The 24,197-nt window shown below is 62.8% G+C and carries 16 protein-coding genes; 4 read left to right on the top strand and 12 right to left on the bottom strand.

Annotation, left to right across the window (positions count from 1 at the left end; all coding sequences use genetic code 11):
* Positions 1 to 171 precede the first annotated feature (171 nt).
* Positions 172 to 1,221: a threonine aldolase family protein gene (locus tag NKJ64_RS04270; protein WP_023728416.1), complete on the bottom strand. Its 1,050-nt coding sequence runs from the start codon at positions 1,219 to 1,221 to the stop codon at positions 172 to 174.
* A gap of 508 nt (positions 1,222 to 1,729) precedes the next feature.
* Here NKJ64_RS04270 and gltB point away from each other — a divergent pair.
* Positions 1,730 to 6,481: a glutamate synthase large subunit gene (gene gltB / locus NKJ64_RS04265; protein WP_027049817.1), complete on the top strand. Its 4,752-nt coding sequence runs from the start codon at positions 1,730 to 1,732 to the stop codon at positions 6,479 to 6,481.
* A 140-nt stretch (positions 6,482 to 6,621) separates the two neighbouring features.
* Positions 6,622 to 8,076 (top strand): glutamate synthase subunit beta, encoded by a 1,455-nt coding sequence (locus NKJ64_RS04260; protein WP_023671207.1) that lies wholly within the window; start codon positions 6,622 to 6,624, stop codon positions 8,074 to 8,076.
* Here NKJ64_RS04260 and NKJ64_RS04255 read toward each other — a convergent pair.
* Both NKJ64_RS04255 and NKJ64_RS04250 read right to left on the bottom strand, forming a co-directional pair.
* Entirely contained in the window at positions 8,073 to 9,278 is a 1,206-nt protein-coding gene (locus NKJ64_RS04255; RefSeq protein ID WP_023828229.1) for an SGNH/GDSL hydrolase family protein, read from the bottom strand. The genes NKJ64_RS04260 and NKJ64_RS04255 overlap by 4 nt on opposite strands.
* A 104-nt stretch (positions 9,279 to 9,382) precedes the next feature.
* A complete protein-coding gene (locus tag NKJ64_RS04250; protein ID WP_023828228.1) occupies positions 9,383 to 10,606 on the bottom strand; it encodes a lytic murein transglycosylase in 1,224 nt (407 codons plus the stop codon).
* Positions 10,607 to 10,813: 207 nt separating this feature from the next.
* Here NKJ64_RS04250 and galU point away from each other — a divergent pair, with 207 nt between their 5' ends.
* The gene (galU, locus tag NKJ64_RS04245; protein WP_023828227.1) at positions 10,814 to 11,719 is read left to right on the top strand and encodes a UTP--glucose-1-phosphate uridylyltransferase GalU; all 906 of its coding nucleotides are present in this window, start codon (positions 10,814 to 10,816) and stop codon (positions 11,717 to 11,719) included.
* On the opposite strand, the gene NKJ64_RS04240 is transcribed toward galU, so the two are convergent.
* Positions 11,720 to 13,504, bottom strand: a complete 1,785-nt coding sequence (locus NKJ64_RS04240; RefSeq protein WP_031202662.1) for an outer membrane beta-barrel protein — start codon at positions 13,502 to 13,504, stop codon at positions 11,720 to 11,722.
* Between the two features lie 150 nt (positions 13,505 to 13,654).
* Here NKJ64_RS04240 and NKJ64_RS04235 point away from each other — a divergent pair, with 150 nt between their 5' ends.
* Entirely contained in the window at positions 13,655 to 14,650 is a 996-nt protein-coding gene (locus NKJ64_RS04235) for a KpsF/GutQ family sugar-phosphate isomerase (protein ID WP_023828225.1), read from the top strand.
* 82 nt (positions 14,651 to 14,732) lie between these two features.
* Here NKJ64_RS04235 and NKJ64_RS04230 read toward each other — a convergent pair whose 3' ends face one another.
* From NKJ64_RS04230 to NKJ64_RS04195, 8 genes are all read right to left on the bottom strand, one after another.
* Entirely contained in the window at positions 14,733 to 15,197 is a 465-nt protein-coding gene (locus NKJ64_RS04230; protein WP_023686409.1) for an NfeD family protein, read from the bottom strand.
* Positions 15,198 to 15,293: 96 nt separating this feature from the next.
* The gene (locus NKJ64_RS04225; RefSeq protein WP_023686408.1) at positions 15,294 to 16,244 is read right to left on the bottom strand and encodes an SPFH domain-containing protein; all 951 of its coding nucleotides are present in this window, start codon (positions 16,242 to 16,244) and stop codon (positions 15,294 to 15,296) included.
* 158 nt (positions 16,245 to 16,402) lie between these two features.
* Positions 16,403 to 17,467: a ferrochelatase gene (gene hemH, locus NKJ64_RS04220; RefSeq protein WP_023828224.1), complete on the bottom strand. Its 1,065-nt coding sequence runs from the start codon at positions 17,465 to 17,467 to the stop codon at positions 16,403 to 16,405.
* Positions 17,468 to 17,623: 156 nt separating this feature from the next.
* A complete protein-coding gene (locus NKJ64_RS04215; protein WP_023695712.1) occupies positions 17,624 to 19,651 on the bottom strand; it encodes a bifunctional metallophosphatase/5'-nucleotidase in 2,028 nt (675 codons plus the stop codon).
* A 196-nt stretch (positions 19,652 to 19,847) separates the two neighbouring features.
* Complete coding sequence (locus tag NKJ64_RS04210) at positions 19,848 to 20,225, bottom strand: Omp10 family outer membrane lipoprotein (RefSeq protein ID WP_023683250.1); 378 nt, start codon at positions 20,223 to 20,225, stop codon at positions 19,848 to 19,850.
* A 188-nt stretch (positions 20,226 to 20,413) separates the two neighbouring features.
* A complete protein-coding gene (locus NKJ64_RS04205) occupies positions 20,414 to 21,859 on the bottom strand; it encodes a homospermidine synthase (RefSeq protein ID WP_023828222.1) in 1,446 nt (481 codons plus the stop codon).
* A 127-nt stretch (positions 21,860 to 21,986) separates the two neighbouring features.
* Positions 21,987 to 23,225 (bottom strand): hypothetical protein, encoded by a 1,239-nt coding sequence (locus tag NKJ64_RS04200; protein ID WP_352462029.1) that lies wholly within the window; start codon positions 23,223 to 23,225, stop codon positions 21,987 to 21,989.
* Positions 23,226 to 23,227: 2 nt separating this feature from the next.
* A complete protein-coding gene (locus NKJ64_RS04195) occupies positions 23,228 to 24,151 on the bottom strand; it encodes a heme-dependent oxidative N-demethylase family protein (RefSeq protein WP_352462027.1) in 924 nt (307 codons plus the stop codon).
* Positions 24,152 to 24,197: the final 46 nt, after the last annotated feature.

The following is a 24,197-nucleotide window of genomic DNA, read 5'->3' as shown; positions in this document are numbered from 1 at the left end:
GGTGCAGATGCCGAGGGCATAGGCGCCGTCGTCCAGCCAGTTCGGCTCGTCCGACCAGGCGCGAACGCCGTCAACGCGGCCATCGTAGAAGCCGAGCACGTTTGGCGCCGGGCGAACCAGCCGCATGGTTGAGCCGAGAGGTGGCTTTGTCATTGGCGCGGTCTCGCGGGTTCAGGCGATCATCTGCCCGAAGCGATCGACCTCATCTGAAGTCGTGGCAAAGCTCGTGACGAAGCGATAGAGCAACTCGTCGTCGCCGACATGGCCGTCGAAGCCGTGCGGCCTGTGCCAGTCGTAAAAGGCGGCGCCGAGGGATTGCAGCCTTTCGGCTTCCGCCTTTTTCATCACCGCGAACACCTCGTTGGCCTGCGGCAACCAGGCGAGCTTAGCCGTTGCCGAATCCTCGATCGCAGCCGCCAGGCGCGCGGCCATGGCATTGGCATGACGGGCCATGTCCAGCCACAGGCCGTCCGTGAAGTAGGCGTCGAACTGCGCTGCGATGAAGCGCGACTTGGAGAACAGCTGTGCGGCGCGCTTGCGCAGGAAGGACAGCTCCTTGGCGCGGTCTAGATCGAACAGCACCACCGCTTCGGCGCACCAGCAGCCGTTCTTGGTGCCGCCGAACGAGACGATATCGACGCCGCGCTTCCAGGTCATTTCGGCCGGCGTCGTCTCAAGCGCGACCAATGCGTTGGCAAAACGGGCGCCGTCCATATGCAGCGGCAGGGAAAAGCGTTTGGCGATCTCCGAAATGGTGGAAATGTCGTCGAGCCCGTACACTGTGCCGACTTCGGTCGATTGGGTGATCGAGACGGCCGTCGGGCGTCCCCAATGGACGATTTCGGGTGCGAAACGGGCGACGGCCCGTTCAAGATTGTGCGGATCGATCTTGCCCAGGGCGCCGTCGACAGCATGGAGACGCGAGCCGCCGCTGAAATATTCCGGCGCGCCGCATTCGTCCTCGATGATGTGCGATTCGCGGTGCGCAAAGGAAATGCCGCCGGGCTTGTTGTAAGCGGCCAGGGACAGCGAGTTGGCCGCCGTGCCGGTAGCGACGAAGAACACCGCGACCTCGCGTTCGAAGATCTCGCTGAAACGCTGGTAGACGGCGCGGTCGAGATCGCCATCGCCATAGGCGGTCGAAAAGCCGCCGGCGTTGGCTGACAGCCCGGCGGCAATGTTGGAATGGACGCCCGCCCAGTTGTCGGATGCAAAGAACATCAGGAAAGTCCCTGTCTGGTTGAGAAAGTCTGGTTGCGACAAGAGCGCGACCATGGCCGTTTCGGGGTTTGACGCGCAAGGGCCAAGGGCTGAAAAAGCGGTAAAGCCAAAGGCGATCACGAAGGAGTGCCGGGACCGAAATTTCGTTTCGACAGCGCCCGACGTAATTTTCTGTCGCCAAACGTCCAAGAATTTGGTGAATCGGTCTTGTGTACGCCCAGGATTTCTGACATAAAAATTTAGGACAGTAGTGCTGTCTTATTTTGTCGCACAAGTCAGGCTGGATTGGCGTATCATTTGGGCCACTCCGGCCGTTGCCGCGAGCGACGGGTAGACGGCTCGGCTGTGGCCTGTACGATACCGGATACGAACCGGCGGTGCACCGCACGGTCCGCCAAGGATTTCGAAAAGACGTGCCGCAAGATGAGAGCGGAAGCCAGTCGCTTCCCAAGGTAGACCAGCGCCCCAAATGCTAGACGTGCAAGGGGCCGGAACGGAGGACAGGACGATGACGGAACTGACGCCATCTGCGATTATCGGCCAGGCCGCGCAGACGAAAGCGGCAGCCGTTAAAAATACCGTTCTGACCAAAGAAGGCCAGACCACCAACGGCCTGACCACCAATGGCATGGCCGCGCAGGGTCTCTACGATCCGCGCAACGAGCATGACGCGTGCGGCGTCGGCTTCATCGTCAACATGAAGAACGTGAAGTCGCACCAGATCGTCAAGGACGGGCTCTTCGTGCTCGAAAACCTGACGCATCGCGGCGCTGTCGGCGCCGATCCGCTGATGGGCGACGGCGCCGGCGTGCTGGTGCAGATTCCCGATCATTTCTTCCGCGAAGAGATGGCGGCCCAGGGCGTCGAACTGCCGGCGGCAGGCCAATACGGCGTCGGCCACTGGTTCATGCCGCAGGATGCGGCACTGCGCGCCCATATCGAAGAGATCATCGCCGAATCGGCGCAGTCAGAAGGGCTGCCGCTGCTCGGCTTTCGCGACGTGCCGGTCGACAATTCATCGCTGTCGAAGGCGCCCGATATTGCGGCCTCCGAACCGTTCCATCGCCAGGTCTTCATCGGCCGCACATCGGACATTCCAGATGACGAGGAATACGAGGCCAGGCTGTACCTGCTGCGCAAGGTGATTTCCGGCCGCATCTACGCCGAGAACAACAACAAGGATATCGGCGCCTACTCTGTGTCGCTATCGGCGCGTACCATCGTCTACAAGGGCATGTTCCTGGCCTACCAGGTCGGCGCCTATTACAAGGATTTGTCGGATCCGCGTTTCGAGACCGCGCTGATCCTCGTCCACCAGCGCTTCTCGACCAACACCTTCCCGTCATGGAAGCTCGCGCACCCCTACCGCATGGTCGCGCATAATGGCGAGATCAACACGGTGCGCGGCAACAACAACTGGATGGCGGCGCGCCAGGCCTCGGTCGATTCCGAACTGTTCGGCAACAACATCTCCAAGCTGTGGCCGATCTCCTATGACGGCCAGTCCGACACGGCGTGCTTCGACAATGCGCTCGAATTCCTGTTCCAGGGCGGCTACAGCCTCAGCCACGCCATGATGATGCTGATCCCGGAAGCCTGGGCCGGCAACAAGCTGATGGATGCCGATCGCAAGGCTTTCTACGAATACCATGCAGCGCTTATGGAGCCGTGGGACGGGCCGGCCGCGGTCGCCTTCACCGACGGCCGCCAGATCGGCGCCACGCTCGACCGCAACGGGCTGCGGCCGGCGCGCTACATCGTCACCGACGACGACCGCGTCATCATGGCGTCAGAGGCCGGCGTGCTGCCGGTGCCGGAGGAGAGGATCGTCAAGAAGTGGCGGCTGCAGCCCGGCCGCATGCTTTTGATCGACCTCGCCAAGGGCCGCATCATTTCCGACGAGGAGATCAAGTCGGAGATCGCCACCAGGCATCCCTACAAGACTTGGCTCAACAACACGCAGCTGATCCTCGAGGATCTGAAGCCGGTCGAGCCGCGCGCGCTGCGCAAGGATGTCAGCCTGCTCGATCGCCAGCAGGCTTTCGGCTACACGCAGGAAGACACCAAGCTGTTGATGTCGCCGATGGCGACCACCGGCCAGGAAGCCGTGGGTTCGATGGGCACCGACACGCCGATCTCGGCGATGTCGGACAAGTCGAAGCTGCTCTACACCTATTTCAAACAGAATTTCGCCCAGGTCACCAACCCGCCGATCGACCCGATCCGCGAGGAGCTGGTGATGAGCCTGGTGTCGTTCATCGGGCCGCGGCCGAACATCTTCGACCTGGTCGGCAATTCGCGCCGCAAGCGGCTCGAAGTGCGCCAGCCGATCCTGACCAATGGCGATCTGGAAAAGATCCGCTCGATCGGCCACACCGAGGACCGTTTCGACACCAAGACCATCGACATCACCTACGGGTCGAGCGAGGGCGCGGCCGGCATGCAGGGCGCCGTCGAGCGTCTGTGCGAGCGGGCGGAAGCCGCTGTCGCCGGCGGCTACAACATCATCATCCTGTCCGACCGCCAGGTCGGTCCCGACCGTATCGCCATTCCGGCACTGCTGGCGACGGCTGCCGTGCACCACCATCTGATCCGCAAGGGTCTGCGCACCGCGGTCGGCCTGGTCGTGGAATCCGGCGAGCCGCGCGAAGTGCATCATTTCTGCTGTCTCGCCGGCTACGGCGCCGAGGCGATCAACCCCTACCTTGCCTTCGATACGCTGCTCGACATGCACAAGCGTGGCGAACTGCCGGCTGAGGTTGACGCCTACGAGGTGGTCTCGCGCTACATCAAGTCGATCGGCAAGGGCATCCTCAAGGTGATGTCGAAGATGGGCATCTCCACCTACCAGTCCTATTGCGGCGCGCAGATATTCGACGCCATCGGGCTGAAGTCGGATTTCGTCGAGAAGTACTTCACCGGCACAGCGACGCTGATCGAAGGTGTCGGTCTGGACGAGGTCGCGGCCGAGACGCTCAGCCGCCACACCGACGGTTTCGGCAACGATCCGGTGCTGCGCAACAGCCTCGAGGTCGGCGGCGAGTACATGTACCGCATGCGCGGCGAAGCCCATATGTGGTCGCCCGACGCCGTCGCCACCTTGCAGCACGCCGTGCGTCAGGGCTCGTGGGAGACGTTCAAGGAGTATTCCGCGCAGATCAACAGCGAGACGGCCCGTGCCCAGACCATACGCGGCCTGTTCAGGATCAAGCTTGCGGAAGAGACCGGCCGCAAGAAGGTGGCGATAGAGGACGTGATGTCGGCGGCCGATATCGTCAAGCGCTTCTCGACCGGGGCGATGTCGTTCGGCTCGATCTCGCGCGAGGCACACACGACGCTGGCGCGCGCCATGAACCAGATCGGCGGCAAGTCGAACACCGGCGAGGGCGGCGAAGAGGCCGACCGCTATCTGCCGCTGCCCGGCGGAAGCAAGAACCCCGAACGTTCGGCGATCAAGCAGGTCGCCTCGGGGCGCTTTGGCGTCACCGCCGAGTATCTCGTCAATTCCGATGTCATGCAGATCAAGGTCGCGCAGGGCGCCAAGCCCGGTGAGGGCGGCCAGCTGCCCGGCCACAAGGTCGACGCCACCATCGCCAAGGTCCGGCACTCGACGCCCGGCGTCGGCCTGATCTCGCCGCCGCCGCATCACGACATCTATTCGATCGAGGATCTGGCGCAGCTGATCTACGATCTGAAGAACGTCAACCCGGCGGCCGACGTCTCGGTAAAGCTGGTGTCGGAAGTCGGTGTCGGTACGGTTGCGGCGGGCGTCGCCAAGGCGCGCGCCGACCACATCACCATCTCCGGCTATGATGGCGGCACCGGCGCGTCGCCGCTGACCTCGCTCAAGCATGCCGGCAGTCCATGGGAAATGGGCCTTGCCGAGACGCACCAGACGCTGGTACTGAACGGGCTGCGCTCGCGCGTTGCGCTGCAGGTCGATGGTGGCTTGCGCACGGGGCGCGACGTCATCATCGGTGCGCTGCTCGGTGCCGACGAGTTCGGCTTCTCGACCGCGCCGCTGATCGCGGCCGGCTGCATCATGATGCGCAAGTGCCACTTGAACACCTGCCCGGTCGGCGTCGCGACGCAGGACCCGGTTCTGCGCAAGCGTTTCAAGGGCACGCCCGAGCATGTCATCAACTTCTTCTTCTATGTTGCGGAAGAGGTGAGAGGGCTGCTGGCCGAGATGGGCTACACCCATATCGACCAGATCATCGGCGACAGCGACCTGCTGGAAAAGCGCGAGATGATCCAGCATTGGAAGGCGCGCGGGCTCGATTTCGGCAAGATGTTCTTCAAGCCGGACGCGCCGCATGAGGCGGTGCACTGGACCGAACGGCAGAAACACCCGATCGACGATGTACTCGATCGCAAGCTAATCGAACTGGCGAAGCCCGCGCTCGAAAGCAAGCAGCCGGTCAAGATCGAGGTCGACATCCGCAATGTCGATCGCTCCACGGGCGCCATGCTGTCGGGCGAAGTCGCCAAGCGCTTCAGGCACAAGGGCCTGCGCGAGGACACGATCCAGGTGAAGCTGACCGGCACCGCCGGCCAGTCGTTCGGCGCCTTCCTGGCGCGCGGCATCTCGTTCGATCTCGTCGGTGCGGCCAACGACTATGTCGGCAAAGGCCTGTCGGGCGGACGCATCGTCATCCGGCCGCCGGAGGAGTCCAGGATCGTCGCGGCGGAATCGATCATCGTCGGCAACACCGTCCTCTATGGCGCGACCGAGGGCGAGGCCTATTTCGCAGGTGTCGCCGGCGAGCGCTTCGCGGTGCGCAATTCGGGCGTCGCCGCCGTCGTTGAAGGCGTCGGCGATCATGGCTGCGAATACATGACCGGCGGCATCGTCGTCGTCATCGGCCAGACCGGTCGCAACTTCGCTGCCGGCATGTCGGGCGGCGTGGCCTATGTTCTGGATGAGGCCGGCGATTTCGCCGCGCGCTGCAACATGGCGATGGTCGAGTTGGAGCCGGTTCCGGAAGAAGACGATCTGATGGAAAGGCTGCTGCATCATGGCGGTGACCTCGACCACAAGGGTCGCGTCGACGTCTCGGGCGACATGACCACCCATGACGAGGAACGGCTTTACCAGCTTATCTCGAACCACGTCCATTTCACCGGTTCGGTACGCGGCCGCGAGATACTCGACGACTGGACGACCTTCCGGCCGAAATTCCGCAAGATCATGCCGGTCGAATACCGCCGCGCGCTGATCGAGATGGAACGCATGCGCATGGGCGTGGCGGCGGAATAGGTTTTTCGACTTGCCGGGAGGCGCAGGCTTCCCGGCGGAACTTTCAGCGACAGTTTGACCTCGGATGCAAGGTTGCCACGGCTGCCTCAAGGGGTTAACGGGTGCGAAAACCGCACCATCTGGACAGCAGGAACTGGACTATGGGCAAGGTAACAGGCTTTCTCGAAATCGACCGGCAGGTGCACAAGTACCAGCCGGCCTCCGACCGCATCCGGCATTTTCGTGAATTCACGCTGCCGATGTCGGACAAGGAGGTCGAGAAACAGGCGGCGCGCTGCATGGATTGCGGCATCCCGTTCTGCCACGGGCCGACCGGTTGCCCGATCCACAACCAGATCCCGGACTGGAACGACCTCGTCTACAATGGCGACTGGGACAATGCGATCCGCAACCTGCATTCGACCAACAATTTCCCCGAGTTCACCGGCCGCATCTGCCCCGCGCCCTGCGAGGAAGCCTGCACGCTGAACCTCGAGGACATTCCGGTTGCCATCAAGACTGTCGAACAGGCAATCGCCGACAAGGCTTATGAAACCGGCCATATCCGGCCTTATCCGCCAGAGAAGAAGACGGGCAAGCGGGTCGCTGTCATCGGCTCCGGCCCGGCAGGGATGGCGGCGGCGCAGCAGCTTGGCCGCGCCGGCCACGAGGTCAGCGTTTATGAGCGTGAGAGCCGTCCCGGCGGGCTGATGCGCTACGGCATTCCCGACTTCAAGATCGAGAAGCACTATATCGACCGCCGCATCGAGCAGATGCAGGGCGAGGGCGTGACCTTCCATTGCGGCGTCAATGTCGGCGTCGACAAGCCGGTGGCAGAGTTGCTCGCCGGATACGATGCGGTGCTCTATTGCGGCGGTTCGGAATCGCCGCGTCCGGCCAACATTCCGGGCGACGATCTCGGCGGCGTCTATGACGCCATGCCCTATCTGGTGCAGCAGAACCGTCGCGTCGGCGGCGAGCCGATCCAGTCGGTGGCCTGGCCGTCGCATCCGATCATCGCCGGCGGCCAGCATGTCGTCGTCGTCGGCGGCGGCGATACCGCGTCCGACTGCGTCGGCACCGCCTTCCGCCAGGGCGCGGTGCGCGTCACCCAGCTCGACATCCGCCCGCAGCCGCCGGAGAAGGAAGACAAGCTTTCGGTCTGGCCTTACTGGGCGACCAAGATGCGCACCTCGTCCTCACAGGCCGAAGGTGCGGAGCGCGAATTCCAGGTGGCGACGCTCGAATTCATCGGCGAGGACGGCCAACTGACCGGCGTCAAATGCTGCGAAGTCGACGAGAAGCGCAAGCCGATCGCCGGCACCGAATTCGTCATCCGTGCAGACCTCGCCTTCATCGCCATCGGCTTTGCCGGACCGGCTGCCGCCGGCGTCGCGAAAGAGCTGGACGGTGAGATGAAAATCACCACCGACAGCCGCCGTTCCCGCAATGTCGAAGCCAATGATCGCGACTACAAGACCAGCGTCGACAAGCTCTACGCCGCAGGTGATGTGCGCCGCGGCCAGTCGCTGGTTGTGTGGGCGATCCGCGAAGGCCGCCAGGCCGCGCGCTCGATCGATGAAGCGCTGATGGGGTCGACGGTACTCCCCCGTTAACGGTTGATCGCCGTCGTCGTATCCGTCGCGGCAGCGGCCTTGGGCGGCCAGGAGAAGTCGTCGGCGCGGCCGGGCGAGGCCTCGGGCGCCTTGCCTTCGAGGATTAGTTTTTCGCCGGGCAGATCCGGATTGGCTTTCGGCGCCGCCGCCGCACCGAGAAGCTCGGTCCCGCCGTCGAGCGCCGGATCGTTGAGCAGCATTGGAACGGTGCGGTCGACCACGATCGGGGCGGCGGGCAGCGACCGCGCCTCGACCGGGGCGCCGGCCGGCGCGGCAGCCGTCACCACGCTTCCCGGCGCTGCCAGGCCGAGGATCTTGGCCAGCGGCTTTTCGGTGTAGAAGGCGAGCTTTCGCTTGCCGGCTTTCGAGACGTTGATGCCGTCGTCGGAGCGCAGCCGCACGGCCTGGCCGTTAATGTCGGGGCCGGTCGAGACAAAGGCGCCGTTCTCGTCGACGAACCCATCCCAGACATCGACGAATTCGCCGCCGTTCTTCTCGGCTGCCGAGTGGTAGATGTCGTTGAATGCCAGCATGTCGGAGGTCATCTTCGGCGTCTTGAAGGCTGGCATGCCGACCCACAGATAAGGCACCTTGGTCGCCGCCAGTGCCTTTCCCAAGGCTTCGGTCCGGCGTTCGTATTCCTTGGTCCAGTTCTCGGAGCGCGGCTGCTCGCGCACATCGTTGACGCGCATCTGCTGGCGGTCGTTGGAGCCGAGCATGACGACGACCACGGAGGGTTTTTCGGTCTCGACCAGCGATTTGACCTGTTCGGGCCAGTTGTAGACATCATCGCGCACGAAACCCGAAGAACCGTTGGCGCGCTCGACGATCCTGACGTTGGCATTGTCGGCAAAGGCTGTTTCGAGGCCTTCGGCCAGGCCGTTGGCCATGAAATCGCCGATCACCAGAATGACGCGGGCATCCGGTGTCTTCTCGACAATCGGAGCGGAAGGTTCAACGGGTGCACGGGGCTTCTTCTTGACCTTCGGCTTTGCCTTGCGGACGTCGAGCGGCGGCTCGATGCGTTCGCTGCGGCGCGGGAACAGAAGGTCGCGCAGCGACCAGCCGCGGTTCTGCGGTTGCTCCTGCGCCAAAGCCGGTGTGTGGAAACTGCCGGCGACCCCCGTCGCCAGGACGACGATGGCCAGAATGAGGATCGGCAAGCGGAAAGCGATCACACGGATACGCGCTGCCGGAACCAAGCACCCTCTCCATCACTTGGTGCATGGCCCTCGCAGGGGATCATGCACAGACCGATGCTACGGCATCCCTTGCGCGTCGCAGATGCGCGCTGCCGTCGCCGGCTCTATTTCTTTCTGAGCCATTTGAGCACTTCCATGCTCGGATACCCGTCTTGGGTCAAGCCGACCGTTGCCTGATAGGTCATGATGGCGGTTTTCGTACCGTCACCGATCTTGCCGTCGAACTTGCCGTCGTAAAGTCCGTGCTGCGAAAGCCGCTTCTGCAACTCCTGCCTTTCCTCGAAGGACAGTTTGGTGAAAGGCCGCTTCCAGTCCTGCACCAGACCATTAGAGCCGGCGATTTCGTCGGCAAGAAGGCCGACGGCCAGGGCATATTTGTCGGCGTTGTTGTAGGCCTTGATGACGGAGAAGTTCTTGATCATCAGGAATGCCGGTCCGCCGCGGCCGTCCGGCACTTTCAGCGTCGCCGTGTCGGTTGCGTTCTTGAACGGCTTGCCATTGGCCCTGGCGACGCCGAGCGCCTGCCACTGCGCCAATGTCTTCGAGCCGGCAGGCAGTTTGCCGGCTGGAATGGTGACCTCGTAGCCCCAGGTCTTGCCGCCCTGCCAGCCATTCTTCTTCAGCAGATTGGCTGATGTCGCCAACGCATCGGGGATCGAATTCCAGATGTCGCGCTTGCCGTTGCCGTCCATGTCGACGGCATAATGCTGGTAGCTGGTCGGGATGAACTGGGTCTGGCCCATGGCGCCGGCCCAGGAGCCCATCAGGTGGCTTTCGTCGATGTCGCCGGTCTGCAGGATTTTCAGCGCGGCGACCAATTGGGTGCGGGCGAATTTCGAACGCTTGGCGTCGCCATAGGCGAGGGTTGCCAGCGAGCGGATGACATTGCGCATGATGTCGTCGCGCTTGAGGATCTCGCCATAATTCGATTCCATCGACCAGATGGCGAGCAGGATGTAGCGGTCGACGCCGAACCTGGCTTCGATCCGGTCCAGCCACGGCTTCCATTTCCTGGCCATCTGCTGGCCGACGGCAACGGACTGGTCATGGACGCGGTTGTCGAAATAGTCCCAGGCGGGCGCGGTGAACTCGGGCTGGGTGCGTGCCTTTTCCAGCACCACCGGGTCGGGCTCATTGATGCCCCGGAACGCTCGGTCGTAGACCGCGCCGGAAACGCCGCCCGCCACGGCCGTGGCGCGGAAGCCGGCGACCCATTGCCGAAACCCGGCATCGGCGAAGGCCGGTCCGGCCGGCATCAGCAAGGCGAGCGAGAGGCTGGCCGCCGTCAGCACGCTGGTAAAGAGTTTTGCGGCACTGCGAACGGACATATTTTCCCCTTTCTCTATCTCAGGAAAGACCATTCATCGCCGAACCGGGTTAGCAATTGGTTTACCATAGGCGGCGCCTGGAACGAAAAGACACCTGGATGCTTTACCGGTTGATGTTTCCCTCAATGGCCCGATAATCCCCAATTCCGGCGCGAAAATGTCGCGAGGCGGGATTGCCGGGCACGCCCTCAAACGGATAATTGACGCATGAAGCGAGTTCGCAAGGCAGTTTTCCCGGTCGCCGGTCTCGGCACACGGTTTCTCCCGGCCACCAAGGCCATTCCCAAGGAGATGTTGACCGTCGTCGACCGGCCGGTCATCCAGTATGTCGTCGATGAGGCGCGCGAGGCCGGCATCGAACATTTCATCTTCGTCACCGGCCGCAACAAGGCGGTCATAGAAGACCATTTCGATATCCAGTTCGAGCTCTATGATACGCTGGCACAGCGCGGCAAGGACGATCAGCTGGCCCGCTTGCAGCGGCTGCAGCCGGGCCCGGGGCAGACCTCGTTCACCCGCCAGCAGGTGCCGATGGGTCTCGGCCACGCCGTCTGGTGCGCCCGGGAACTGGTCGGCGACGAACCCTTCGCGCTGTTGCTGCCCGACATGATCATGCAGTCCGAAAAGAGCTGCATGAAGGCCATGGTCGAGCTCTACGAGGAGACCGGCAACAACATCATCGCGGTGCAGGAATGCGATCCGGCCGAAACCCACAAATACGGCATTGTCGGCCGCGGCGAGGACACGCATCACGGCTTCCGCATCACCGAGATGGTCGAAAAGCCGAAGACCGGCACCGCGCCGTCCAATCTCTACATCAACGGCCGCTACATCCTGCAGCCCGAGATTTTCAAGATCCTGGAAAGCCAGGAAAAGGGCGCCGGCAACGAGATCCAGCTCACCGACGCGATGCTGAAGCTGGAAAAGCAGCAGCCCTTCTTTGGCTACCACTTTCAGGGCCGCACCTTCGATTGCGGCTCGCCGGAAGGGTTCGTCGAGGCCAATGTCGCCTTCGCGCTGTGGCGCAGCGACATGAACGAGAACATGGCCGGCGTCATCCGCACGCTGCTCGATGAGATGAAGCCGTCCGAGCGTCGCGGCGCTGCTTTTTAGCTACCGCTGCAGCTTCAGCCCCAAATAGATGCTGTTGGCGGTGTAGTTGCGCCCGGGCAGATTGCTGGTCAGCTTTTCGGTGCGGGCGCGGCTGGTGAGACCGACGTAACGGTTCAGCCACCAGGTCAGCCCGGCCTCTGCACTCAGCGTCATGTCATGGCCGTCGGAGCCGGTGTAATTGCGCCAGTCGAGCCCAAGGGCTGCGTTGCCGGTCAGGTCGGCGCGGATCTGCCGCTCGCCGGTGAGGCGGCCGGAATAGAGGATGTCGCCGCTCTCACCGGCATTCGTCGTGCCTTCGACCGTGGTTCGCCCGGTGAGGCCGATGATGGTACCGCGCTCGGGCGACCATTTGAGGTCGGCATTGATGGTGGCTCCCGAAATCGCCTCCAGGTTCTTGTCGTCGATCGCTTCCCGCAGCCAGCCGGCCGAGAACTCACCTTTGAGCTTCTCGCCCATGTCGACTTCGACACCGGCGCGTGCGCCAAGCCGGGTCGAAGAGCGCTCGAAGCCCTTGTTGTCGATCCGTTGGTCATATACCCGGCGGCCGAGCTCAATCTCGGCAAAGGGCGTCAGAGCCGGGGAAATTTCATAGCCGGTCCGCAACGTTGCGGTGTAGAGCGTGTTGTCCTGATCCTTCTGCGACAACACGGTGCCGTCCGTTAGCTTGGCGTCGCCATAGATGTCGTGGGAGACCGCACCGGTCAGCGCAAAGCGCAGCTTGCCGACATCCTTCTCGACGGCGAGGCTGCCGTCGACAGTCTGGCGGATCGGCTGCGAGGTGACGCCGGCAATGGCGTCGGGCGCGGAGGCCGATTCCGGCGCAATCTCGTAGCCGAGCTTGGCGATGGCGCGCAGTTCATTGTCGAGGTCGACATTGTACGTGCCTTGGATACGGCCGCGTGCCTCATTGATCTTCTGGCCCGAAATGGTGTTGCGGAAATTGCCGTAGCCGTCGATGACCGCCGAATTCTCGCGCCAATCGGAGGCGGCGGAGAAACGCAGCGCCGTTTCGGACAGCACCGCCGACTTGCCGCCAGCGCTGGAATCGGCGTTCGACGTGACGGCAACGCCCTGCTCGAGCGTCGGCCGCAGCAGGAACGAGCCGACCTTGATGCCGGTTGCCGCGTACGGGTCGTCCTCGAGCTTCTTCTTCTGGCCCTCGATGGCGTCGGCGCGCTCGGCGCCAGGGTCGAGCTTTCGTCGGTCGACGCCGTCGACGGTGAGGACACGGCGGTTGGCTGTGTCCTGATCGGCGTCGTCTGCCGCAGTGCCGTCCGGAGTCGTTCCGGTGGTGGTCTGGTCCGTGGCTTTGCCAGGCTTCTTCTTGTCGGCAGCCTTGGTTTTGTCCTTGGCCTTGTCTGCATCCGCGGCGGCGCGTTGCTTTGCCGTCGACGGACGGCGTGGCTGGACGGTTGCCGGCTTGTCGGCGAACGAATCGTCGATGGTCGCCGGCGGGTCGAAAATGCTGTTCGCGCCGGCCTGTGACGGGTCGGTGTCGTCAGGCAAGGCGCCATCGCTGGCCGGCACATAGGCCGTTGGCGTGTTTCCCGTGGGGGCGGTGTCGGCAGGGGCGGGCTTGACCTGCGTGTTGGCCTTGCTCAATTGCCTGGCCCGGCGCTGCTGGTCGGACAGGATCGCCGATTCCGAAACCTCGCCGCGCAGCTCGGTCTCCTGGGCATGAAGCGCAGTTGGCCGCAGCAAAGCGAGCACGCTCGTCGCCAGAAGCAGAGCGCAAAAGGCTCTGCCCGTTCGACCTTTTTTCTCTTGAGGCTGGGCCCGCGACATCGTCACCACTGCTTGCGCGGCGCAAGCGCGCCATACTTACCGAACCGTAAACGGGGATGGTTAACGGAGGGTTGAAGGGCGGCCCGTCGGACATGGCTGGACGGCAATTCTGTTGGACAGGCGAACGGCAAAGCGCTAATCGCATCAGCCATGCATGCGGGATCCCAAGAAAAGAAGCCTTTGGAGGCTTCGATCGCCTCGGCGCTGAGAACGGTAGCCACGGAACAGGCCGGCGTGGCGGCATTGGCCGCCGCGCTGGAGAACGAACTGGCCGAACCTTTCGCCCGCGCCGTCGACATGGTGTCGCGCATCAATGGCCGCGTCATAGTCACCGGCGTCGGCAAAAGCGGCCATATCGGCACTAAGATCGCGGCCAGTCTGGCTTCGACCGGCACGCCTGCCTTCTTCGTCCATCCGGCGGAGGCCAATCATGGCGACCTTGGCATGATCGCCAGAGACGATGCCATCATCGCCATGTCATGGTCCGGCGAGAGCAAAGAATTGATGGGCATCGTCGCCTATTCCAGGCGCTTCTCGATCCCGCTGATTGCGATTACCGCGGGCGCGGCCTCGGCGCTGGCGCGCGCGGCCGACGTGGTGCTGCTCCTGCCGTCCGCGCCGGAAGCCTGCCCGCACGGTTTGGCGCCGACGACATCGACCCTGCTGCAACTGGTGGTCGGCGATGCGCTGGCCATAGCGCTGCTCGAAGCGCGCGGCTTCACGCCCGACCATTTCCGCACATTCCACCCCGGCGGCCAGCTCGGCGCCAATCTGACTCTCGTCTCCGAGATCATGCGGGTCGGCGATCAGATTCCGCTAGCGGCGCTCGGTACCAAGATGCCGGAAGCGGTCATGACGTTGTCGAACAAGAAAGTCGGTTGTGTCTGTGTCGTCGACGGGAAGGGCGAGCTGGTCGGGATCATCACTGACGGTGATGTCGCGCGCAATCTGCATCGAAACCTGGCCGATATCGCCGTGGACGACATCATGACCCGCACGCCGAAGACGGTCGATCCGCAGACGCTGGCCGGAACGGCGATCGCGCTTCTCAACGAATACAATATCGGTGCGCTGGTAGTGACGGAAAACAGGATGCCCGTTGGGGTGGTTCACTTCCACGATTTGCTGCGTATCGGCGCAGCCTGAGGAAACTAAAACCGCATTGCGTTGGGGTGACCTACGCGGCGCGCTTCGATTGCTGCCAAATGCGCTGCGGGCCTTCGGGCGCTCAGACGGCCTCGACGGTCAGTTCCAGATCGGTGTCGGCCGAACTGACGACGCGCACCTGCGTGCCGGCCGGCAGGTCGGGACCGGAGACGCGCCACAGTGTGTCGCCGAGTTTGATGCGGCCGCGACCGTCCTTGATCGGCTCGGCCAGCGTTGCCATCCTGCCGACCAACTGCGCGCCGCGCCGGTTGAGCAGCGGCTGGTCGCTAGGGGTATTACGCCCACCAACCAGCTTCTTTCCGGCAAGGGCCGAGACCAGCGACAGGGCCAGGAAGGCGAGGACCTGGACTTCCCAGGCCCAGAAGCTTGCGTCCCAGACGAGCAGGGAAATCACACCGATCACCAATGCGGCGATGCCGATCCACAGCATGAATATTCCTGGCGCGATGACCTCCATCACCAGGAGGACGAAGCCCAGAACCATCCAGTTCCACGGACCAAGTTCGGAAATGATGCGGTCGAACATGGGAGTGCGCTCCTACTTCCTGTGGAGCATGATCTTTTCCGAAAACCGGTTCCCACTTTTCGGGATCATGCTCGCGACCTCAGTTCTCGTCAGGTCTCAGTTCTCATTCGGGCGAACCACCGGAGGGCGGGCGGCCTGCCTGGCGGCGCCGGCGGTGCCTTCGCTGCGGAACACCTCCCTGGCGATCTCGCTTATGCCGCCGAGCGTGCCGATCAGTGCCGACGCTTCCATCGGCATCAGCACGACCTTGCTGTTGTTGGCGGTACCGATCTTGCCCATCGCTTCGGTGTATTTGAGCGCCACGAAGTAGTTGAGTGCCTGCACGTCGCCCTTGGAGATGGCTTCCGATACAACCTGGGTGGCTCGCGCTTCGGCTTCGGCCGAGCGTTCGCGCGCCTCGGCGTCGCGGAAGGCGGCTTCCTTGCGGCCTTCGGCCTCGAGGATCTGCGACTGCTTGAGGCCTTCGGCGGCGAGGATCTGCGCACGCTTGTTACGTTCAGCCGTCATCTGACGACCCATCGATTCGATGAGGTTGGCCGGCGGATTGATATCCTTGATCTCGACGCGGGTGATCTTGATGCCCCACGGATGGGCCGCTTCGTCGACCACGCGCAGCAGCCGTTCGTTGATGGCGTCGCGGTTCGACAGCAATTCGTCGAGGTCCATCGAGCCCATGACGGTACGGATGTTGGTCATCGTCAAATTGAGGATGGCGTTCTCCAGGCCGGCGACCTGGTAGGCGGCCTGCGCCGCATTGAGGATCTGGTAGAAGGCGATGCCGTCGACGCCGACAATGGCGTTGTCGCGCGTTATGATTTCCTGGCTCGGAACGTCGAGCACCTGCTCCATCATGTTCATCTTGGCGCCGATGCGGTCGACGAACGGCACGATGAGGTTGAGGCCGGGGCTTAGTGTTTTGGTGTAACGACCAAAGCGCTCCACCGTATAATTATAGCCTTGCGGGATTGTCCGGATGCCTTTGATAAGAAGCACCAATACCAGAAAGGCAAGCGCACCAATCGCAATACCGAAACCACTGAAGTCCATTTGAATCTCCCTCAGATGCCGGCCATGGCGTTGATTCCATGCAACCGACTTCACCAAACACTTAGGTGTGTTTCAATAATGTTACAATCAGGTGATCGTTGATTATTAGTGCATGGAATAGCGCAACTGCGGCGGTCGATCGCCGCAACGTGGCGGCCTCAGACCCAGCCCGACAGCTCGCGCCGCACCATCGCCTCGATCACCGCCATGCCTTCTGCACTGTCGTTGAGGCACGGGATGTGGGCGAATTTCTCGCCGCCGGCGTGATGGAAGGTCTCGGCCGCCTCGCGGCCGATTTCGTCCAACGTCTCGATGCAGTCGACGGAAAAGCCTGGATTGACGATGGCGATCGATTTGACGCCGTCCTTCGCCAGTTTCTCGATCGTCTTGTCGGTGTAGGGCTGCAGCCATTCCTGGACGCCGAAGCGCGACTGGAAGGTGATGATCAGCTTCTTTTCATCCCACCCCAGTCGTTCACGCAACAGTCGTGTCGTCTTCTGGCAGTGGCAGTGATAGGGATCACCCTTTTCGAAATAGGGCTTCGGGATGCCGTGATAGGAGGTGATGACCACCTCCGGCTCGAAGTCGAGCGTTGCCAGATGCCGTTCGATCGAATGGGCGAGCGCCTCGATGTAGACCGGCTCGTCATAGTAGGGCGGCACGCTGCGGACCGCCGGTGCGCGACGCATTTTCATCAGCGCGCGAAAAAGCTGGTCATTGGCGGTGGCGGTCGTGGTCGCCGAATATTGCGGGTAGAGTGGGAACGACAGGATGCGGTCGCAGCCTTGCTCGACCAGCCTTTGAGCGACGCTCGCGGTCGAGGGGTTGCCGTAGCGCATCGCCCAGTCGACCACGACATCGGGTAGGTCGATGAGCGCTGCGGCCAGCTTTTCGCCCTGCGCCCGGGTGTAGGTGCGCAGCGGCGACTCGTTCCTCTCGCGGTTCCATATCCTGGCGTAATTGGCGCCGGACTTCTTCGGTCTGGTGGTCAGCACCAAGCCGTAGAGGATCGGATACCAGATCGCCTTGTTGAGTTCGATGACGCGCGGATCGGACAGGAATTCGCGGAGATAGCGCCACATCGGCTTGAAATCGGTACCGTCGGGCGTGCCGAGATTGACCAACATGACGCCGATCTTGCCTGCCTTTACCGGCGGATGTCCGGCCGGTAGCGGGTCGAGCGCTTTCGCGGCTTTGGGGTCGACAGGCGTGGAAAGCGTCATGAAGGTCTCCCGACACCGCGAAAACCGACGATGTCGGGCGAAACTAGCGATGCGGAGCAAGTTTTCAATGCTGCGTCTGGCCGCACCTTACCTTGAAAGCCAAAAACCCGTCCGGTTACCCGGACGGGTTTTGCTGGTCGCAAGTGCGAAGCGAGGTTACTTCGCCGGAATGGTCAAGGTCGCGCCGACAGGAAGCCGGCGTGGTTCGTAGCCTTTGTTGGCCTCGGAGATCACCTTCCACTTGGCGCCGTCGCCGTAGGCCTTCTTGGCGAGATCCCAATAGGTATCGCCGGCGACGATGACATGGCTGGCTTCGGCCGGGGCGGCGTCAGCCGGCTTTGCCGGAGCAGGTGCGGCTTCGGCCGGTTTTGCCGGTTCGGCCGGAGCCGGCGTTGCCGGGGCGGTTTCCGCCGGGACAGTCGGCGGCGTGGTGGTGATGTCGCCGGAGCCTGCCGGCAATGCGGGCATCGCCGGCTCCGCCGGTGCAGCCTCGGCCGGTTTTGCCGGTTCCGCTGGAGCAGGTGCCGGTTCGGCTGGTTTTGCCGGCTCGGCGGCCGGGGCAGCCGCTACGGTTGCGGCAACCTCGGTGATGCGGCCGTCGAGCTTGGGCGTGTAGGGCCGGTGCGCGGCGAGATAGTCGGCGACCACCTGTTCGAGGCCCGGGCCGTAATCATAGGCGTTCTTGGCCTTCTCGGCGAAGACCTTGTAGCCGTCGCCGCCCTGGCGGACGTAATTGTTGGTGGCGACCAGATAGTCCTTGTCCGGATTGATCGGCGCCCAGGCACCGTTCTGCATCACCTCGACCGACTTGACTCGGCCGGCATTGGGCGCGACCGACTTGTCGAAGGAGTATTTGAGACCTGCCACCTGCGGGAAGCGGCCGCCGCCGTCCTCGACCTGGCTGACGCCGTTTTCCAGCCCGGCAACCAGATCCTTGCCGGAAATCTGGAAGGTCGCCAGCGTGTTCTGGAACGGCAGCACGGTCAGCACCTCGCCCATGGTGACGGTGCCCTTGTCGATCGAAGCACGCAGGCCGCCGCCATTCGAGACGACGATCTCGACGCCCTGTCCCTTGACGCGGTCGAGGATGGCGTCGGAGACGAGGTTGCCCATCGCGCATTCCTTGGTGCGGCAGCTTTCGCGGCTGCCGTCGATGGCCTCGGTGGTCTCGGCCACTTCCTTGTTCTTCAGCGCCTCGATCGGCGCACCGAGTTCCTTGATGCGGGCAAGAACGGCCGGATCGGGAGTGATCGACTTGTCGAGGAAGATCGGGTCGCCGCTGGCTTCCTTGACGTTGCCATTGTCGTCGAACACGACCTTGAATTCGCCGAGATATTTCGAATAGGACGCGGCCTGCACGACAGGCACCTTGGAGCCGTCGGGGTTGTCGACCATCGTCGGATAGGGGCCTTCCGCCTTCGGGTCGGTGTTGGACAGAAGCGAATGGCTGTGGCCGCCGACCACCACATCGATGCCCGGGATCTTGGCGATGACATCGCGCTCGCGCCTGTAGCCGATATGGGTGACGGCAATGATCTTGTTGACGCCTTGCGCCTTCAGCTTCTCGACCTCGGCGGTGATCGACTTCACGTCGTCCTCTATGGTAATGTTGGGGCCGGGAGAGGCGAGTTCCGGCGTGTCGTTGGTCACGGCGCCGACAATGCCGATCTTCTGGCCGCCGACCTCAAGCACAATCGACGGCTTGATCTTGCCTGCGGCGCCGGACTTGTCGTTGGGCACGACATTGGCGCTGACGATCGGGAACTTCGCCTTGTCGAGATAAGGCACCAGCGCGCTCTCGCCATCGTCGAATTCGTGGTTGCCGAGCGTCACCGCGTCGGGCTTGATCTGATTGAGGAATTCCTCCTCCGCCGTGCCCTTGTAGGTGATGTAGAACAGCGATCCCTGAAAGCTGTCGCCGGCATTGAGCAGCAGCACGTTCTGGCCTTCGAGCTTCTTGCGCTCCTGTGCGATCGCGGTGACCAGCCGGCCGGCGCCGCCGATGCACTCACCCTTGGTCTCTTCCTCGGCCGAGCAGGTCGACTCGTATTTGTTGTTGCCTTCGATGCGGCTGTGCCAATCGTTGAAATGCAGGATGTTCAACGTGTAGTCGGCAAAGGATGGTGCGGCCGACAGGCCGAGTGTCGAGGCAGAGAGGGCGGCAATGGCGGCGAGCTTCTTCATCTTCGTCTCCCGGATATGATCAAAGGCGTTTAACGCTCTTGCCCGACTGCAGGATAACAGCCAGCATTTCGGGTATGTTCACATCGCGGTTGTGGCGATGCAAGAAGAATCAGGGCGGATAACCGGCATCGGTTTGCCGGCATAAAAAGGCGGCGGCATCGCGCCGCCGCCATCCGCAAAGCCGCATGGGAAAGGTTCAGCCGCGCCTGGTCAGCACGAAGTTCTGCCCGGCGGAGCTGGTGCAATTCAGCTGGTTTATGGACACCAGCAGGCAGTTGAAAGCGATTGGCTGCTGCCGGATAAGCGAGGTTCCGTTGATCTCGACCGAGGTGGCGCCGGTCTTGGTGTAGCTGCCGTCAGCGAATTTCTCACCGGTCTCCGCCGAAACGGTGGTGAAGACGCCGCCGTTCAATGTCGAGACCGCCTTGCCTTCGGCGTTCAGCCATGAGCCTTCGACGCCTCGCGCCTGCGATGAGATCGGTGGCCCGTCGGAGCCGCCGGTGGTGCAGGCGGCAAGCATCGTCGCAAGAGCGCCCGCCGCGCCCGCAGAAAGAATTTTGCGCGCAATCGTCATATCAAATCCTCTCCTGACGCATCGGCCCAATCGTCAAACGACGTTTTGGAGAACACGATGTGCGTGGCCTCAAGTTTCCAGAGCCGTCCCTCGTGCGTCCAAATGGATGCACACTGCTCTCGTCCGCATCCCTTCAATCGCCCGATTTCCGGGCGATTGCAAGGCAGTGAGGCAGGGGTATGGAACCGCTATCGAACGAGGATGTTGCGGAATTGCCACGGGTCGCTTTTGTCGAGGTCCTCGGGAAACAGGCCCGGACGGTTATCGAGCGGCGTCCAGTCGGTGTAGTAGCCCTTGACTGGTCCGAGATACTGGGACTGCACTTCCAGGCAGCGCTTGTAGTCCATCTCGTCGGCCTCGACGATGCCGGCTTCCGGGTTTTCCAGCGCCCAGACCATGCCGGCGAGCACGGCCGAGGTGACCTGCATGCCGGTAGCGTTCTGGTAGGGCGCCAGCTTGCGGGCTTCGGCCAGCGACAGCTGCGAACCGTACCAGTAGGCGTTCTTGGCATGGCCGTAGAGCAGCACGCCAAGCTCGTCCACGCCATCGACCAGCTCGTTTTCGTCAAGCACATGGTGGACCGGCTGCGGCTTGCCGGCAGCGCCGAACATTTCGTGGAGTGACAACACGGCGTCGTTGCAGGGGTGATAGGCATAGTGGCAGGTCGGGCGGTATTGCACCTTGCCCTTCTTACCGCGCACGGTGAAGAAGTCGGCGATCGAGATCGCCTCATTGTGCGTCACCAGGAAACCGTATTGCGCGCCCGGCGTCGGGCACCAGGAGCGCACGCGGGTGTTGGCGCCGGGCTGTTCGAGATAAATCGCAGCCTTGGAGCCATGCTTGTGCTCCTTGCCGTTCTTCGGCATCCATTTCTCATGCGTGCCCCAGCCGAGCTCGGCCGGCTGCAGCCCTTCCGAGATGAAACCCTCGACCGACCAGGTGTTCCAAAACACGTTCATCGGCTTCGGCTTCTTGGTGCGCTGGGTGTCGCGCTCGGCGATGTGGATGCCCTTGACGCCGGCCTTCTTCATCAGCTTCGCCCAGCCGTCACGGTCGTCCTGCGCGGGTTCGGAAAACTCGAGGCCGAGGTCGCCGGCAAGGTTCAGCAGCGCCTGCTTGACGAACCACGAGACCATGCCCGGATTGGCGCCACAGGTCGAAACCGCGGTAGCGCCGCCGGGCTTGTCGTGCTTCTCCTTGATCAAGGCTTCGCGCAGCGCGTAGTTGGTGCGGCTGGCATTGTCGGCCTTGGCGTCGAAATAGAAGCCGAGCCACGGCTCGACGACGGTGTCGATGTAGAGCACGCCGAGCTTGCGGCAGAGCCGCATCAGGTCGACCGAGCCGGTATCGACCGACAGATTGATGCAAAAGCCCTGGCCGCCACCATTGGTCAAAAGCGGCGTCAGCAGTTTCTTGTAGTTTTTCTCGGTCACGTGCTCCTGCACGAAGGCGATGCCGCGCTCGTCGAGCAGCTTGCGGTCGGTGTCGAGCGGGTCGATGACCGTCATGCGCGACTTGTCGAATTTGAAATGGCGCTCGATCAGAGGCAGCGTTCCCCGTCCGATCGAACCAAAGCCGATCATCACGACAGGGCCGGTGATTTCACCGTAAACGGGCCAGTTTTCATTCGCCATTTTATCGAGCACTCCTTCAAGCAACGCGCCAAAACGGCCGTTCGACCGCCGCGCGACAAACCATAGATCATTGTCACAATAAAGCGAAAAGCAGGGATAAGGTTAGTTCCCGACGGCGCAGATGCGCCTACGGTTCGAGCAGTTTCGCGAATTCCGGCGTGAGCAGCGCTTGTGCTTCGGAGTCCGGGATTTCAACGAGATCGCCGGCGCAAGCCTGGATGACGTTGGGCAAACCTTGCAGTCCGAAGACCAGAACCTGCCTGTCGCCATCGCGCTTCAGGCTGGCGCCGAGATAGTCGCCGATCAAATCGTCGATGCCGCATTCGGCCTCGTAATCCACCTCGGTCTGGTCGCTTGGCTTCTTGCGCTTCTCCTTGACGAAGGTGGCCAGCGAGGGGCCTGGCTTGCCGTCGACCGTATCGGAAAACATGTCCTGAAGGGTAAGCAAGGCGCCACGGCGCACGTCCATGACATAGGCGTCGGAATAGTTGTTCGGATGCGCACCGCCGCAATAGAGGCTGCCGGATTCCGACCAGCTCATCAGCTTCGGCGTCAATGACGTAACTTTGGACGTCGTGTCTTCATAGCCGCCAAGCGAATCGTCGTCCATGCCCTCCATCGGCGGCCCGTCGTGGAAACCGGCATATTGCAGCGCCGCGCACGTCAAGGCGCTGAGGCTGTCATGCCAATGGCGGTTCTGCAGCAAGGCATTGGCGGCTTCGATCGGCGCCCTGCCGGCGAGATCGACGATGCGCGGCCTGGCGAATTTGGTGCGCGGATCGGTGACATAGTTGTAGGCTGCATCCGGCCAACCTTCCTTGGCGTCTGCCTTGGGCGCAAAATCCAGCTTGAGATAGTCGTAGGGCGATGCCGCCATGGTGATCGGCGCATCGTCGCCCGAGAATGTCATGTCGGTGAAATCATAGAGATCGCGTGGCGTCGTCGCCGGCGTCTCCGTCTGGGCACGGCTGGCGATCCTTGTCAGCTTCAGCGGCAGGGTCTTTTTGGCCGTCCAGGTGCCTTCCAGCGTCTTGCCCTTGTCGGCGGAACTCAACCGCCAGACGGCGCCGATGGGTGGAGCCTGGCCGTCGCCGCACTTCTTGGCATCGCAGGCTTCTTCCTCGGCCAATTGAAAGGTGGCGCCCTTGCTCGACTTCGCCTGCAGAGGAATATCGACGCCCTTGGAGCGGTAGAAATAGCGCGCCGCCAGTGCCTCTCCAGCCGTCGCCGGATCACCGGTAAACTCGACGACGATGTCGATGTTGCCGAGCTTCCCCGCATAGGTCACCGGTTCCGCATGCGCTGTTGCCGGCAACGCCAGGAATGCACCGAGCAGGACGGCTAGCTTCAGAACATGTCGGATCATCGTCACTCCTTAGCCATGGTTTGCAGGCGTTGCACCAGCCGGTCACGGTCTGATGTCATCCCCTTGTAGTCGAGTTGAGCCTCATCCAGCGCCTGCAATTGCGCCGCGAAAGAGGCGGCAAGCGTTGCCCGGTCGGGATGCCGCGCCAGCACTTTCAGCGGGTCGAGATGGATGCGGATGGTGAACAGGATGTCGCGCGACAGAGGCAGTTTGCGCAGCGTCTGGCGCTCCACGCGGATGAAGGCGTGGGTGTTGACGTCGCCGTCGGGAAATCGCGAGGGGCGCCTGGTGGCGCGGTCGATGCGCTCGACATTGGAGAGCGGGTGATAGAGCGCGTCGCCGGCCTGGATCGACCAGTTGAAGCGTTCGACGGCCTGACCCTGAAGGCCGTCGAACATGCGGTTGATGAGCTCGGCCGGCCTGGTGCCCGGACCGAAGCCCGGCACCGGTGCGTGGATCTGCTGCAGCGGCCGGCCGAATTTCTCGACCAGCGACCAGGATGACGGGAAACACAGCGAGCCGGCGGCGAGCCGCCAGCCGGTGTCGTCACGGCGCATCAGGATCAGGTCTTCCTGGACGAGCAGCGACGCTGCGACCAGCGGGGCATCGGGGAAGGTGGCGTCAGAGTCGGCTTTGGCGCCAATGACCTCAACCCCGGCATTGGTGCGCCGGTACATCCCGGGAAATGTCGACAGCAGATGTGCTTCGATGAGGCCGCGCACTTCGCGCTGGGTGTCGCGCGTGCCGTCTTCCTCGACAAACACCTTGTCGGGAATCTCGGCATAGAGCCGGCGCTTTTCGGCGAGATGGTCGAAGAGATACCGGTCGACCTCGATCCACTTGTCGAGCTCGAGCGGCTTCAGCCCGATGGTGAAGAGCTTTGAGGAGCCATCATAGGGCGTGTGCGTGGGCTGACGAGAATTCATGCTTCGCTAGAAAGTGTCCAATGCCGGCGGTTATTCTCGCAGCCGC

The sequence above is a fragment of the Mesorhizobium sp. M0062 genome (assembly GCF_040323125.1).
In the GTDB taxonomy this organism is placed as follows: Bacteria; Pseudomonadota; Alphaproteobacteria; order Rhizobiales; family Rhizobiaceae; genus Mesorhizobium.
This window is presented reverse-complemented; position numbering and strand designations above follow the sequence as displayed.

Coding starts and splice junctions, on each gene's coding strand:
- gltB (WP_027049817.1), top strand. CDS start 1,730: ATGACGGAACTGACGCCATCTGCGATTATCGGCCAGGCCGCGCAGACG.
- NKJ64_RS04210 (WP_023683250.1), bottom strand. CDS start 20,225: ATGACGATTGCGCGCAAAATTCTTTCTGCGGGCGCGGCGGGCGCTCTT.
- NKJ64_RS04200 (WP_352462029.1), bottom strand. CDS start 23,225: ATGATCCGACATGTTCTGAAGCTAGCCGTCCTGCTCGGTGCATTCCTG.
- galU (WP_023828227.1), top strand. CDS start 10,814: ATGAAGCGAGTTCGCAAGGCAGTTTTCCCGGTCGCCGGTCTCGGCACA.
- NKJ64_RS04215 (WP_023695712.1), bottom strand. CDS start 19,651: ATGAAGAAGCTCGCCGCCATTGCCGCCCTCTCTGCCTCGACACTCGGC.
- NKJ64_RS04260 (WP_023671207.1), top strand. CDS start 6,622: ATGGGCAAGGTAACAGGCTTTCTCGAAATCGACCGGCAGGTGCACAAG.
- NKJ64_RS04205 (WP_023828222.1), bottom strand. CDS start 21,859: ATGGCGAATGAAAACTGGCCCGTTTACGGTGAAATCACCGGCCCTGTC.
- NKJ64_RS04270 (WP_023728416.1), bottom strand. CDS start 1,221: ATGTTCTTTGCATCCGACAACTGGGCGGGCGTCCATTCCAACATTGCC.
- NKJ64_RS04195 (WP_352462027.1), bottom strand. CDS start 24,151: ATGAATTCTCGTCAGCCCACGCACACGCCCTATGATGGCTCCTCAAAG.
- NKJ64_RS04230 (WP_023686409.1), bottom strand. CDS start 15,197: ATGTTCGACCGCATCATTTCCGAACTTGGTCCGTGGAACTGGATGGTT.
- NKJ64_RS04225 (WP_023686408.1), bottom strand. CDS start 16,244: ATGGACTTCAGTGGTTTCGGTATTGCGATTGGTGCGCTTGCCTTTCTG.
- hemH (WP_023828224.1), bottom strand. CDS start 17,467: ATGACGCTTTCCACGCCTGTCGACCCCAAAGCCGCGAAAGCGCTCGAC.
- NKJ64_RS04240 (WP_031202662.1), bottom strand. CDS start 13,504: ATGTCGCGGGCCCAGCCTCAAGAGAAAAAAGGTCGAACGGGCAGAGCC.
- NKJ64_RS04235 (WP_023828225.1), top strand. CDS start 13,655: ATGCATGCGGGATCCCAAGAAAAGAAGCCTTTGGAGGCTTCGATCGCC.
- NKJ64_RS04250 (WP_023828228.1), bottom strand. CDS start 10,606: ATGTCCGTTCGCAGTGCCGCAAAACTCTTTACCAGCGTGCTGACGGCG.